Source organism: Vibrio sp. 1CM23M, from assembly GCF_023161755.1.
Lineage (GTDB): Bacteria > Pseudomonadota > Gammaproteobacteria > Enterobacterales > Vibrionaceae > Vibrio > Vibrio coralliirubri.
On record NZ_JALNTR010000006.1, the window covers coordinates 151367 to 165027 of the forward strand.

General features: G+C 45.4%; 11 protein-coding genes. 6 read left to right on the forward strand and 5 right to left on the reverse strand.

Features of this window, described 5'->3' with window-relative positions:
* Positions 1-3 precede the first annotated feature (3 nt).
* On the forward strand, positions 4-1005 hold the full coding sequence (locus MSG35_RS17765) for a DUF3080 domain-containing protein (protein ID WP_248384655.1): 1002 nt from the start codon (positions 4-6) through the stop codon (positions 1003-1005).
* Positions 1006-1023: 18 nt separating this feature from the next.
* Here MSG35_RS17765 and MSG35_RS17770 read toward each other — a convergent pair whose 3' ends face one another.
* From MSG35_RS17770 to MSG35_RS17780, 3 genes are all read right to left on the reverse strand, one after another.
* The gene (locus tag MSG35_RS17770) at positions 1024-3018 is read right to left on the reverse strand and encodes a DNA topoisomerase III (protein ID WP_248384656.1); all 1995 of its coding nucleotides are present in this window, start codon (positions 3016-3018) and stop codon (positions 1024-1026) included.
* Positions 3019-3133: 115 nt separating this feature from the next.
* Entirely contained in the window at positions 3134-3682 is a 549-nt protein-coding gene (locus MSG35_RS17775; RefSeq protein WP_017059376.1) for an NAD(P)H nitroreductase, read from the reverse strand.
* A 207-nt stretch (positions 3683-3889) separates the two neighbouring features.
* On the reverse strand, positions 3890-5899 hold the full coding sequence (locus MSG35_RS17780; protein WP_248384657.1) for an NADPH-dependent 2,4-dienoyl-CoA reductase: 2010 nt from the start codon (positions 5897-5899) through the stop codon (positions 3890-3892).
* A 279-nt stretch (positions 5900-6178) separates the two neighbouring features.
* Between MSG35_RS17780 and sppA the strand changes: the two genes are divergently transcribed.
* Together sppA and ansA are read left to right on the forward strand one after the other, a co-directional pair.
* Positions 6179-8029 (forward strand): signal peptide peptidase SppA, encoded by a 1851-nt coding sequence (gene sppA, locus MSG35_RS17785; protein WP_048611534.1) that lies wholly within the window; start codon positions 6179-6181, stop codon positions 8027-8029.
* Positions 8030-8147: 118 nt separating this feature from the next.
* Entirely contained in the window at positions 8148-9164 is a 1017-nt protein-coding gene (gene ansA / locus MSG35_RS17790; protein ID WP_019823767.1) for an asparaginase, read from the forward strand.
* A gap of 143 nt (positions 9165-9307) precedes the next feature.
* Here ansA and MSG35_RS17795 read toward each other — a convergent pair whose 3' ends face one another.
* Positions 9308-9589 carry a DUF1315 family protein gene (locus tag MSG35_RS17795; protein WP_010437067.1) on the reverse strand — a complete coding sequence of 94 codons (282 nt, stop codon included), beginning with the start codon at positions 9587-9589 and terminating at the stop codon, positions 9308-9310.
* Between the two features lie 113 nt (positions 9590-9702).
* On the opposite strand from MSG35_RS17795, the gene MSG35_RS17800 reads away from it, so the two are divergent.
* On the forward strand, positions 9703-10509 hold the full coding sequence (locus MSG35_RS17800; RefSeq protein WP_172380070.1) for a DUF2989 domain-containing protein: 807 nt from the start codon (positions 9703-9705) through the stop codon (positions 10507-10509).
* 175 nt (positions 10510-10684) lie between these two features.
* On the opposite strand, the gene msrB is transcribed toward MSG35_RS17800, so the two are convergent.
* Positions 10685-11122 carry a peptide-methionine (R)-S-oxide reductase MsrB gene (gene msrB, locus MSG35_RS17805; protein WP_080582205.1) on the reverse strand — a complete coding sequence of 146 codons (438 nt, stop codon included), beginning with the start codon at positions 11120-11122 and terminating at the stop codon, positions 10685-10687.
* 319 nt (positions 11123-11441) lie between these two features.
* Between msrB and gap the strand changes: the two genes are divergently transcribed.
* Together gap and MSG35_RS17815 are read left to right on the forward strand one after the other, a co-directional pair.
* On the forward strand, positions 11442-12437 hold the full coding sequence (gene gap / locus MSG35_RS17810; protein WP_009848658.1) for a type I glyceraldehyde-3-phosphate dehydrogenase: 996 nt from the start codon (positions 11442-11444) through the stop codon (positions 12435-12437).
* A gap of 242 nt (positions 12438-12679) precedes the next feature.
* Complete coding sequence (locus MSG35_RS17815) at positions 12680-13564, forward strand: D-hexose-6-phosphate mutarotase (RefSeq protein WP_248384658.1); 885 nt, start codon at positions 12680-12682, stop codon at positions 13562-13564.
* The last annotated feature ends 97 nt before the right edge of the window (positions 13565-13661 follow it).

The following is a 13661-nucleotide window of genomic DNA, read 5'->3' on the forward strand; positions in this document are numbered from 1 at the left end:
CAGATGAATGTAGGCCCTCTCTCAAACCTAGTAAAGCACTCAACGCTGTTTTGTCTGACAGTGATGCTAGCTGGCTGTTTCAGTGATGGCCCCAGCGACTTGTTCGACGACTATCAAACCAAGATAGCCAGAGTACAAGATGCTGACAAGATAAAAGAGGAATGGGAATTTGAAAACCTACCGAGAAAGCGAGAACTGCTTCTTGACGTGCCCTCACTCTCTATCGGCCTCATCGACAGCTACCAGCTTCGTCAGTGTGGACTGTTCAATCTAATTGCAGAAAGAAATTCGGTTCTGGGCAAGGTCGCGGATGAGTTTCGTAATTACGATTATCAAGTCGCGCTACTTCAAGGCGTGGGCAAGTGTTTATCCAGCAATGAATTAGACCCAGAGATCGTAGAATTGTTAAGAGAAATTGAGCAACAGAAACTCGCACAGTTTCCACTGCATCAATGGAATCTAATCTATGCCAGTGATGCGATGCAGTCACAAATGCGGGGTAGTCAGTGGTTACGCGCTGATATCGGCGATCAGGTACGACAAACCAGTGATGCCTTAGAACATATCAATCAAGCGTTAAACACATCGCTCGTTTCGGGCAAAACCATTGAGGTTCAAGAAGTATTGGAGAAGAGTTCGACCCTTGGGGATTTGTACTACTCGCTCGCCCGTGCGTCAGTTGAGCTGGATACCATCACCAAACAACTCACTACTTTTGATGACAATATCATCTGTGGTAAACAACGAGACACCACTAAGTTTCGTTATCTCAACAATGTGTTCGAGCAACAGTACATAGGTAAGGTTCAGCCTTACATGGCGCAACTGGATGGCTACTATCAACAGTTAGCCCCGCAACTGGGGATGTTTGACGCGCAACCTGAACTGCACAGTTATTACTTTCCCATTCAAGATGCGCATCACGCCTTTCGAGCATCAACTCGTCGCCATGTCGACTATTGGCAGCAACTGTTTAAACGTTGTGGCCGTAAAGTCGGACGTTAATCCCAACCTCAATAAGTCTTAGCTTTTAGTGCCCTTCTTAGCGGAAGTACCTTTCTTAGCATACGTACCTGTCTTGGCATAAGACTTCTTCGCACCACCGCCTTTGCGACGTTTAAAAGCCGGTCTTTCGACTTTAGGAAGATAACGCAGAGACTCAGGAACTTCGCCGGTTTTTACCTTGCCCATCAAACCATCAATCTTGCTTTCTAGCGCTTGCATGAAAGGTTGATACGCTTGATTTCGTTCTGCCATGCCTTGCAACTGGTGCTCCCAATGTGCCGTCATGTCTGGGAAGGTCGAATCCTCAGGTAAGGCATGAATCAAACCTCTGCCCGCAGGGCTACTATGAATGCTCTTACCTTGGCGCGTTAGCAGTTGCCTTTTGAATAGAGTATCTAAAATGCCCGCACGGGTCGCTTCTGTGCCAAGGCCGTCGGTCTCTTTCAAAATGGCTTTAAGGTCTTTGTTCGCAACAAAGCGCGCGATACCTGTCATCGCTTGTAGCAAGGTTGCTTCCGTGAAGTGTTTTGGCGGCTCGGTTTTCTTATCGCCAATCACACCTTCACGACACGTCAACACAGAACCTTTATCTAGCGGTGGAACCGCATCAGTTCCATCCCCCTTCTCTTCGGTATCTGTTTTACCCATCAACGCCTTCCAACCAGGGTTAATAAGCTGACGCCCTTTCGCAATGAACACGCCACCAGCAATATCAAAGACCAGCTTAGCATCAGCAAAAACCGCAGGTGGGTAGAACTGCATTAGATACTGGCGAGCGATTTGCTGATAGATCTTCATCTCATTAGCAGATAAGCCATTCACCGATGATTTCTTCGGTGTCGGGATTATTGCGTGGTGAGCGTCGACCTTGCTGTCGTTCCATGCTTTTGATTTAAGAGAAAGATCCGCACCTTGAGCTCCACTTTGAAGCTCTTTCGCATTGTTAGCGATTGCGTCTACTACCGACTCTCTTTGTGAGTAGTGATCTTTAGGTAAATAACGACTATCAGAACGAGGGTAAGTGATGAGTTTGTGTTTCTCGTACAAAGACTGACACGTGTCGAGAACCTGCTGAGCACTCATACCGAAACGCTTAGACGCATCAATCTGCAGTGCTGACAGCGAGTAAGGCAGTGGCGCAGCTTGTTTACTTTGCTTTTGCTCTGATTCCGTTACCGTCGCGGGTTGATTCGCAATTCGGTTAGCCACATTCTCAACCAGCTTTCGATTGAGCACGCGCCCTTCTTCATCTTGCCATGGTTTACATGCTTCGCTTGGCTTCCAACGCGCGCGAATATCAAAGCTCTGGCCGTTATTTTGATAAGGGATCAAAGCGTGCAGCGTGAAGTAATCTTTGGGAATGAAATTTTCGATCTCTTCATCGCGCCTTACGACCAAACCAAGTACAGGCGTTTGTACTCGCCCGACCGACAACACACCTTGGTAGCCCGCCTTTTGACCTAACAAGGTGTATGCACGAGTCATATTCATGCCATATAGCCAGTCGGCTCTAGAGCGTGCTAATGCAGAAATAGAAAGTGGGATAAAGTCGCGGTTACTGCGCATTTGAGAGAGCGCACGCTTCACGGCTGGTAAGTTCAAGTCGCTGATTAGCAGCCTGTCCATCGACTCTTTCTTAGCCTTGGATACCTTGCAGTAATCGATCACTTCATCCACCAGTAGCTGCCCTTCTCTATCCGGGTCACCCGCATGGACAATTTGGGTTGCGTCCTTCAATAGCTTTCGGATCACCGTGAGCTGTTTGCTTGACGTCTTGCGCGGTCTTAGCTGCCATTGCTCTGGCACGATAGGAAGATCGGCTAAGTTCCACTTCTTATAACGGTCATCATAAGCATCTGGCTCAACCTGCTCCAATAAGTGTCCAATACACCAAGTCACCACATCCCCATTGCCACATTTGATAAACCCTTGGTCTTTCTTCTGTGGATTAGGTAGTGCAGCGGCAATCGCGCGGCCTAGGCTTGGTTTTTCAGCAATGATAAGACGAGACATGTTTTTCCAGATGCTACAAACAATTAGGGCCACATTATCTAATGTGGCCCTAATAAATCAAGAAAAACTGGTTGTTTATACAGTTAGCATTCCACTATTCAAGCTTCTGCTTTATTTATAAGAACTCAACAAACTTAGAGAAATCGCGCTCTGGCACTTTCATTGGCGTACAGCCCGGCGTACCTAAGTAAAGGAAACCAACAATTTCGTCGTCGCCTTCTAGGCCAAATGCTTGATGAACTTCTGGGTGGAACATCCATTTGCCTGAGCGCCAAAAGCCTTGGAAACCTTGTGCGACTGCGGCCATTTGCATCGCCTGTGCAGCACAACCCGCAGACAGGTGTTGTTCGATAGCAGGCACTTTCTCGTGCTCAGTTACTTTGGCAATCACGGTGATCACCATTGGAGCTCGGAACGGCGCTTTCTTTACTTTCTCGATAACCGCTTCTTCGCTGTCATCCGCTTCAGCGGCGCGCACCAAGATGTCTGAAAGCTTTTGTAGGCCTGAACCTTGCGCGATAACAAAGCGCCAAGGTGTTAGTGCCCCGTGGTCTGGAGCACGCAGTCCTGCTTTGATGATGTTTTCTAACGCCACACCTTCTGGTGCCGGATCAGAGAGTTTTGCGATTGAGCGTCTGTTGAGCAATAGATCCAAAGCATCCATTTGAAGTCCTTACTATTTCTTTATTATTTGTATACTTGAACTTTAGCACAGAATACAAACGATAATAAATCTCAACCACTGTCCATCTGGCCTAGATTAGAAACAATAAAAGCTCCTAAATCTATGACTTAGGAGCCTTGTTCAAAATCTAACTCAGCAAATTAAGTAACAAGATCTACCGATAAGATTACAGTTTGATAGCTGATTCTATAACTTAATCGCTAGCTCAACACCTTGACGAATTGCGCGTACTGCATCCAATTCACCCGCGTAATCAGCACCGCCTATCACATGCAGTTTGCCACCAAACTCTTGCCACATATCTTCGAATGGACGAACTGACACCTGACCTGCACATACGATAACCGAATCAGCATCCAGCACCTGATCTTTCTTACCAACGCTGATATGCAGACCTTTATCATCAATCTTGTTGTAGCTTACGCCGCCTAAAAGGTTTACACCTCGTTTTTCTAGCGTGCGCTTATGAATCCAACCAGTAGTCTTGCCCGGACCTTTACCAACACGACCCGCTTTACGTTGCATCACCCAAACCGTTTTATCGCTGAACGAATCAGGGTAAGGGTAAAGCCCGCCAGGGTGTTCCATGTTCTTATCGATGCCCCACTCATGCAGCCAGTCATCTAAACTGTGAGAGGTAGGCTCGGTTAGCATGGTTGCCACATCGACACCAATACCACCAGCACCAACAATCGCGACTTTTTCGCCTACTGGTGTCTTTTCGCGAATCAAGGTTTGGTAATCGACCACGTTTTCTTGGTCGATGCCCTCAATATCGAGCTTTCTTGGTTCAACACCCGCAGCCATCACCACTTCATCGTACTTCAACAACATCTCAAACGTTGCTTCAGTATCCAGTTTCAGGTTCACGCCTGATGCATCGATTTGGTTAGCAAAGTAACGAATCGTTTCTCTAAACTCTTCTTTACCCGGAATCTGCATTGCCAATCTAAATTGTCCACCGATACGGTCATTTTTCTCAATCAGATCAACATTATGACCACGTTGTGCCAACGTCGTCGCACAGGCTAAACCAGCAGGCCCAGCACCAACCACGGCAATAGTTTTGGTCGCTTCGGCAGGCTGAACAACAATTTCAGTCTCGTAACAAGCTCGTGGGTTAACCAAACAGCTCGCACGTTTACCTTTAAACACGTTATCTAAACAAGCTTGGTTACAACCGATACAGGTATTGATGAACTGAGCTTGGTCTTGAGCGGCTTTATTAACAAAATCCGGGTCTGCCAAGAATGGGCGAGCCATTGATACCATGTCAGCCTGTCCTGAACTAAGAATGCGTTCAGCCTCTTCTGGTGTGTTGATTCGGTTACAAGTCACCACTGGGATCGACACGTATGGTTTCACTTTTTCCGTCACCCAAGAGAATGCGCCTCGTGGTACTTGCGTCGCGATAGTCGGAACACGAGCCTCATGCCAACCAATACCAGTGTTGATGATAGTCACGCCCGCTTCTTCTAGCTTCTGAGCCAAAAGAACAACGTCTTCAAACGTGCTGCCTTGTTCAACCAAATCAAGCATCGACAATCGGAAAATAATAATGAAATCCTTGCCCACCGCTTCACGAATCGATTTAACGATCTCTAGCGGGAAACGCATACGCTTCTCGTAAGAACCGCCCCACTCGTCGTAACGCATGTTGGTACGTTTACAGATGAATTGGTTAATCAAGTAACCTTCCGAGCCCATGATTTCAATGCCGTCATAGCCCGCAACCTGAGCTAGCTCAGCACTATTGGCAAAGGCACCGATGGTCTTTTTGATCTGACGAGGGCTCATCTCACTCGGAGCGAACTTGGCGATAGGCGCTTTAATGCCAGACGCACTTTGCGCGAATGGGTGCATCGCATAACGACCAGCATGCAATAGTTGAAGCGCAATTTTACCGCCATGCTTATGTACGGCTTCGGTAACAACTTGGTGAGCTTTTGCGTGCTTCACTTTACTGAATTCAGCACTAAATGGGGTCAATCTGCCACGTAAATTAGGAGAGAAACCACCTGTAACAATAAGGCCAACGCCTCCTTTTGCTCGCTCTTCATAAAACGCGGCGAGTTTGTGGAGACCTTCTTTATTTTCTTCTAAACCTGTATGCATTGATCCCATCAATACACGGTTACGTAACTGGGTAAATCCAAGATCGAGTGGTTCAAGTAAATGTGGGTACATGGCAGACATCACTTCTATTATTGTATCCTTGTGGTCTGACCACAGTATAACTCAATCACCAAAAGTTCAAACAACCGTTTACATTTTTGTAACACCGATCATAATGCTGAAGGTATTAATCGTCCAGAAACCCTTAATTTGACTACACTTAATGAGAATATATATCGATTAACAATTCTTGGTGTAGTTTGAGCTTGGGAATTATCGTAGGATACTAAGCAGTTCATATTATTGAGATTAATGGTACTACGGCTTGTTAAAGCAACGTGATCTCACTGCGGAGACAGAATGAAAAAAATATTCAAATTTATAGGCATGATCTTTAAAGGGATTTGGAAGCTCATTACGTTTGTACGTCTTGCGTTGGTTAACCTAGTCTTTTTACTCAGTATCGCCATCATCTACTTTGTGTACTTCCATTCAGATACGGCTCAACCGACGGTTCCACAGGATTCGGCTTTAGTGCTTAACCTGTCTGGCCCTATTGTAGAACAAAGTCGCTATATCAACCCGATGGATTCGGTCACAGGTTCACTGCTTGGCAAAGACCTTCCAAAAGAGAACATCCTGTTTGATATCGTTGAAACGATTCGCTACGCAAAAGACGATGACAAGGTTACTGGTATCGTTTTAGCACTCAAAGAGTTGCCAGAAACTAACCTGACCAAGCTACGCTACATTGCTAAAGCGTTGAATGAGTTCAAAGCAACAGGCAAACCGATTTATGCAGTGGGTGACTTTTACAACCAAAGCCAATACTACCTAGCCAGCTACGCAACTAAGGTCTTCCTATCACCAGATGGTGGGGTTCTTCTTAAAGGTTATAGTGCTTACTCGCTTTACTACAAAACGTTGTTAGAGAAGCTAGACGTAAACACGCACGTGTTCCGTGTGGGTACTTACAAGTCAGCTATCGAACCTTTCATTCGCGATGACATGTCAGATGCAGCGAAAGAGTCCGCTTCTCGTTGGTTGAGCCAACTATGGGGTGCGTACGTTGATGACGTCAGCAACAACCGTCAGATCGATGCTAAAACACTGAACCCAAGCATGGACACCTTCTTGAAAGAGCTTGAGTCTGTGGACGGTGACATTGCAAAACTGGCCGAGAAACTTGGCTTAGTGGATGAGTTAGCGACACGCCAACAAGTTCGACTAGAGCTTGCTGATGTTTTCGGCAGTGATGGCCAAGACAGCTACAACGCGTTTGGTTACTACGAATACCGTGCAACCATGCTTCCAGACATGACCAGTGAATCACACGACGTCGCTGTGATTGTTGCCAGCGGCGCTATTATGGATGGCAAGCAACCACGTGGCACCGTTGGCGGAGATACCACAGCAGCCCTACTGCGCCAAGCACGTAACGACGACAAAGTAAAAGCCGTTGTACTTCGTGTCGATAGCCCAGGTGGCAGTGCCTTTGCTTCTGAAGTTATTCGCAATGAAATAGAAGCGATCAAGCAAGCGGGTAAGCCGGTTGTTGTGTCGATGTCTAGCCTTGCGGCTTCGGGTGGTTACTGGATTTCGATGGGTGCGGATAAGATCCTAGCTCAACCAACCACACTAACGGGTTCAATTGGTATCTTCAGTGTTATCACCACCTTCGAAAAAGGGTTGAACGATATTGGTGTTTACACTGATGGCGTTGGCACCTCACCTTTCTCAGGTCTTGGTATTACAACTGGACTTAGCGATGGCGCGAAAGACGCGTTCCAAATGGGCATTGAAAACGGATACCGCCGATTCATCAGCCTAGTTGGAGAAAATCGCGGTCTGGAAGTCGATGCTGTCGACAAGATTGCTCAAGGTCGAGTTTGGACAGGTCAAGATGCGATTCAGAAAGGCTTAGTCGATGAGATTGGTGATTTCGATGATGCGGTTGCAGCAGCAGCTTCACTTGCAGAGCTTGAAAGTTACAACATCTACTGGGTAGAAGAGCCACTTTCGGCTACTGAACAATTTATTCAAGAATTTATGAACCAAGTTCAGATGTCGATAGGCCTAGATATTCAATCGATGATACCAAGCAGTTTACAGCCGGTTACTCAGCAGTTAGCTCAAGATAGCCAGCTGTTAGGCAACTTTAACGACCCACAAGGCCGATACGCTTTCTGCTTAAATTGCCAAGTTCAATAAGTTGAGCCAATAACTCAATAACTAAGGGGTGCCTCTGTGTGAGGTGCCTCTTTTTATTGCATGATAATTCGCTATAATCGCCCCCCTGTTCCCTACATCACACTAAGTATTAATCGCCATGGAAAGAAAACACATCTATATCGCGTACACCGGCGGCACAATTGGCATGCAGAAGTCTATTGACCACGGCTATGTTCCTGTCGCAGGTTTCATGGATAAGCAGCTAGCTGGCATGCCTGAATTCCATCGCCCAGAGATGCCTGAGTACACCATTCACGAATACTCTCCATTAATGGACTCTTCAGATATGACGCCACTTGATTGGCAGACTATCGCTGATGACATTCGCGCGAATTACGATAAGTACGATGGTTTCGTTATCCTGCATGGTACAGACACTATGGCTTACACTGCCTCAGCACTGTCTTTCATGCTTGAAAACCTCGGCAAACCTGTGATTGTTACGGGCTCTCAGATCCCATTAGCAGAGCTTCGTTCAGACGGACAAGCAAACCTGCTGAATGCGCTACACATTGCAGCAAACTACCCAATCAACGAAGTGACACTGTTCTTCAACAACAAGTTGATGCGTGGTAACCGCAGCACAAAATCACACGCAGATGGCTTCAATGCGTTTACATCTCCAAACCTGAACCCATTGCTAGAAGCGGGTATCAATATCCAACTTAGCAATAACGTCAAGGTAAACGAACAACCTGAAGGTGCTTTCAAGGTTCATAACATTACTCCGCAACCTATCGGCGTAATCACAATGTACCCAGGCATCTCACACGAAGTGATCCGTAACACGCTATTACAACCTGTTAACGCGATGATTCTGCTTACTTTTGGTGTGGGTAACGCACCACAAAACCCAGAACTGCTTCAGCACCTTAAAGATGCTTCAGAGCGCGGTGTTATTGTGGTGAACCTAACTCAATGTTTGGCTGGTAAAGTCAACATGGGTGGTTACGCTACAGGTTGTGCACTAGCAGAAGCGGGCGTTGTCAGTGGTTACGATATGACACCAGAAGCGGCACTGGCGAAGTTGCATTATCTATTAAGCCAAAACCTAGGCTACGAAGAAGTGAAGGCTCAGATGCAACAAGTGTTGCGCGGTGAGATGAGCTTATAACCTGTTCAAGGGTTCACGTTAAACCCAATTATTCTATGAAAGTAACGGCGGCTTAACGTGAACTAAATCGTTTTATTGCTTATAAATAAACGAGTTAAACTAAAAGGGGTGGCACATTGCCACCCCTTTGTTGTAATTTAAGCTTAATGATTCGGGTTAACCCTAACAATGTCTTCTTGATCTGACTTAAACTGTTTCTTTAGTTCAGACTTAGATTTAAAGCTAATCTCACCACCAGCTGCAATTGTCATATGTTGAGCTTCAGAGTTATGTTTAGATTGATATAACATAACCGCTTGCATACACGAGTCGCGCTGTTCTTTTGAGAGCGCCGTACCTTCTGGCCATTTACCCGTTTCAACTGCGTAGGTTAAACGTTCGTAGACCTCGGGTGTCATTGCGCTAAGAAGTTGTTCTGCATCCATGGTAAAGCCTTAGTTTTAACAATTTTCACCAGAAAATAACCCGTAACAGAATTGAGTCAAGAACCTGACCAATAATAAGTGCATCTGATCACAAGTGAAGGAATATGAAAATTATGAAATGGTTGGCGATTAGCCTATTGCCTTTCACTCTGGTTGGGTGTCTTGAAGGGAACAAAAATACCGATCAACTGTGCCAAAGCAACCCGGGTCTTCAGTGTGAACAATTGAACATGAACGATGGGCAATGTCGTGTCGCACGTACCGACCTCATCTGGCATCGATTTGAAGTTCAGAAGCAACCCACCGAAATCAACAAAATTAAAGAATTCGAATTAGTCACTGCCTACAAAAAGTGTCTAGAGCTCGCGGCACAGATCGAAACGATCGATCAATCTAAGCTGCAAGAGCGTCGCTTTACCTCTTTAATGCACAGTATCGAAGAGTCTGAGCGCATTGTTGATGAGCTATCGAAATCCGATACACCGGAAACGCTGTACTTCTTGTGGTCGCAAACTGGGGACACCAATGCCAGACGCAGTTTCCTACAACTAGAAGGCTCTGAAGCGTTAAACACAGCCGAGATGCAGTATGCCTTGGCAACCTTCTATACTACCCGCAATCATATAAAGACACTTAAGCTACTCAATAATGCGTTAACGCTTTCTAATGGCTCGGCAGCCAACACTGAAATCTTCAAGTCGATGGCCAGTATCAACCACAGCCTGGGTCATATGGAAAAAGCGTACGTTTGGGCAATGGTTGCCAAAGACTTTGATGTGCCGATTGCTTCTGAAGCCGAGCTCACCGTGTTGTATCATTTCGACAAGGCAACCTATAAGAAGCTAAATAAAGACGCAGACAACATTGTCGAAGCGATTGAGGATGGAATTTACAGCCCTTCAATCGTCCCAAGTTACTGAGCGCTTCATTTATAGTGTTCTAACTTATGCTTCTTATTCCCCTGCTTTCAAATAAAAACAGCTACCTTTTTGGTAGCTGTTTTTATTTGTACTAGAGTTAAATCTGAAATCTTGGACGTTTCAGCATTCCTAAATCGACAAATGCGACCTGTAAGGATTAGACAATAGTTACAAGTTATTTCGTACTTTCGTCATTTTTGTTGAAAATTAACGACACTGAATTAACACAGAACCGTTCACCTGTGGTCTTCGGACCATCAGGAAAAACGTGACCTAAATGGCTATCACAGGCGGTACAACGGATCTCTACACGCTTCATTCCGTGACTTAGATCCTCTATATAGCGCACTGCTTCATCATTCACTGGGGCATCAAAGCTTGGCCAACCACACCCAGAGTCATATTTGTTATCCGACAGAAACAAAGGGCTTTCACAGCATGTGCAGCTATAGACGCCAGTCTTATGGTTGTGCAGTAACTTACCGCTATATGGGGCTTCAGTACCACGTTCACGACACACTGAAAATTCGTCGTCTGTTAGGCGTTCACGCCAGTATTCATCAGGCTTTATCATATTTCCTCCCTTTTGAATCACGTTAATATCTCTCCACATTCTCAGTTATTATATTTACTTTTTTCTATAAAGGCTTGCATATCAGTCGTTTTGTAGCACATACTTTCTCACCAGGAAACATTGTACATATACACTCATAAGTGAATCATCATTTAGGGGTATTTTACCCAACTGGAAGGGTACAGAGCCACTTGCAATGGTCAATTTTCAACCACTTACACCCAATTGTTAAGAAAAGCGTCGCTTTTTTTTGACATTAAACAAGTTAAGTCGGATTATCTATTGCAGATGTATACTGGATTCTGTAATTTTACTACCAGTTATCTTTAATCAGAAATTAAGTTGTGGAGCAACTACAATGACTATCAAAGTAGGTATTAACGGTTTTGGCCGTATCGGCCGTTTCGTATTCCGCGCAGCTCAAGAGCGTGCAGACATCGAAGTAGTAGGTATTAACGATCTAATCGACGTAGAGTACATGGCATACATGCTTAAGTACGACTCAACTCACGGCCGTTTCAACGGTACTGTTGAAGTTGAAGGCGGTAACCTAATCGTTAACGGTAAAACTGTACGTGTTACAGCTGAGCGTAACCCAGAAGACCTTAAGTGGGATGCTATCGAAGTAGACGTAGTTGCTGAAGCAACTGGTCTTTTCCTAACTGACGAGACTGCACGTAAGCACATCACTGCTGGTGCTAAGAAAGTTGTTCTTACTGGTCCTTCTAAAGATGCAACTCCAATGTTCGTAATGGGCGTTAACCAAGCATCTTACGCTGGTCAAGACATCGTTTCTAACGCTTCTTGTACTACTAACTGTCTTGCACCTATCGCTAAAGTACTTAACGATAAGTGGGGCATTGAATCTGGTCTTATGACTACAGTTCACGCTACTACAGCAACTCAAAAAACTGTAGATGGCCCTTCTGCTAAAGACTGGCGCGGTGGCCGTGGTGCTTCTCAAAACATCATCCCATCTTCAACTGGTGCTGCTAAAGCTGTAGGCGTTGTTCTTCCAGAACTAAACGGCCTTCTAACTGGTATGGCTTTCCGTGTACCAACTGCTAACGTATCTGTAGTTGACCTAACTGTTAACCTAAAAGAAGCTGCATCTTACGAAGAAATTTGTGCTGCAATGAAAGAAGCTTCTGAAGGCGAAATGGCTGGCGTTCTTGGTTACACTGAAGACCAAGTAGTATCACAAGATTTCATCGGTGAAGTTCAAACTTCAGTATTCGATGCTAAAGCTGGTGTTGCTCTAACTGACAAATTCGTTAAAGTTGTATCTTGGTACGACAACGAAATCGGTTACTCAAACAAAGTTCTAGACCTAATCGCTCACATCTCTAAGTAATTTCTTTTTAGAAATCGCTTTAGATAAGCATTAGCGAAGACTGTTTTGAGCAGACTTTGAAAAAGGCGACCTTAGTGTCGCCTTTTTAATACCTGCTATCTTTTAAACCGCGTCTATCTAAGCCCATAAAGATAGCCCAAACGCAAAATTCAATTCTAATACTGACTCTGCTGGTTACTCATGAAAAATCAAGCATCACTCTAGTCAGCATTTGAATTCAATTTCCTTAGAAGGATCATGTAATGGATTTATCTACTCTACCTGCACTGGCGGTACTTTCTGACAACGTGACTATCGTTGAAAACGAAGGTGTAAAACTGGTTCGCGTTATCCACGATAAAGCAAACGCAGCGATTTCACTGTTTGGCGGCCATGTGGTGTCATTCCAACCGCAAGGTCAAGAAGACCTGATTTGGATGAGCCAACAAGCTAAATTCGACGGTAAAACGGCTCTGCGTGGTGGTATTCCAGTATGTTGGCCTTGGTTTGGTCGCATTGCAGCACCAGCACATGGTTTTGCCCGTTCAAGTGAATGGCAATTGGTTGAGCACCGTGAAAGCGAAGCTGGCGTGATTGTAAGCTTAGGTCTGAAGCCAAGCGAAGAGACGCTAGCAGTATGGCCTCATCAGTTTGATGCACGTTTGAATGTTGAGATCGGCGAGCAGCTAAAAGTAACGCTGGACGTGAAGAATACTGACTCTCAACCATGGACTTTCTCTGGTGCACTACACACTTACCTAAACGTTGGTGATATTCACACCACAACCACAACAGGTATGGGTGCTGAGTACATTGATAGCCTGCAAGGTGGCAAGATCTGCCAAGGCGGTTCTGAACTGGTACTGACCGACACAATTGACCGTGTTTACACGCAACCAGAAGCGCAAATCTTTGTTGCTGACAAGAAGCTGGATCGCACGCTAACAGTTGAAAACTACGGTCATAACTCTGCAGTACTGTGGAACCCGTGGGCAGAAGGCGCTGCTAGTATGGGCGACATGCAAGACGATGGTTACTTAACCATGCTATGTGTTGAATCAACACTGCACGCACCAAGCCTAGAAGCAGGCAAAACATTACAGCCTGGTGAAAGCCACCAGCTGATTACGGTCATTTCCTCAAACTAGACCTCTAGCGAGTCTAATTAAAAACAAAAATGCAGCTCATTGAGCTGCATTTTTTATTGCCCTAACCTCACACGCATCGCCTAGTAATAAATGCTTT

Excerpts from the sequence above, each read along its gene's own strand:
- MSG35_RS17815 (WP_248384658.1), top strand. The coding sequence starts at position 12,680 with ATGGATTTATCTACTCTACCTGCACTGGCGGTACTTTCTGACAACGTG.
- sppA (WP_048611534.1), top strand. The coding sequence starts at position 6,179 with ATGAAAAAAATATTCAAATTTATAGGCATGATCTTTAAAGGGATTTGG.
- ansA (WP_019823767.1), top strand. The coding sequence starts at position 8,148 with ATGGAAAGAAAACACATCTATATCGCGTACACCGGCGGCACAATTGGC.
- msrB (WP_080582205.1), bottom strand. The coding sequence starts at position 11,122 with ATGTGGAGAGATATTAACGTGATTCAAAAGGGAGGAAATATGATAAAG.
- gap (WP_009848658.1), top strand. The coding sequence starts at position 11,442 with ATGACTATCAAAGTAGGTATTAACGGTTTTGGCCGTATCGGCCGTTTC.
- MSG35_RS17780 (WP_248384657.1), bottom strand. The coding sequence starts at position 5,899 with ATGTCTGCCATGTACCCACATTTACTTGAACCACTCGATCTTGGATTT.
- MSG35_RS17775 (WP_017059376.1), bottom strand. The coding sequence starts at position 3,682 with ATGGATGCTTTGGATCTATTGCTCAACAGACGCTCAATCGCAAAACTC.
- MSG35_RS17800 (WP_172380070.1), top strand. The coding sequence starts at position 9,703 with ATGAAATGGTTGGCGATTAGCCTATTGCCTTTCACTCTGGTTGGGTGT.
- MSG35_RS17765 (WP_248384655.1), top strand. The coding sequence starts at position 4 with ATGAATGTAGGCCCTCTCTCAAACCTAGTAAAGCACTCAACGCTGTTT.
- MSG35_RS17770 (WP_248384656.1), bottom strand. The coding sequence starts at position 3,018 with ATGTCTCGTCTTATCATTGCTGAAAAACCAAGCCTAGGCCGCGCGATT.
- MSG35_RS17795 (WP_010437067.1), bottom strand. The coding sequence starts at position 9,589 with ATGGATGCAGAACAACTTCTTAGCGCAATGACACCCGAGGTCTACGAA.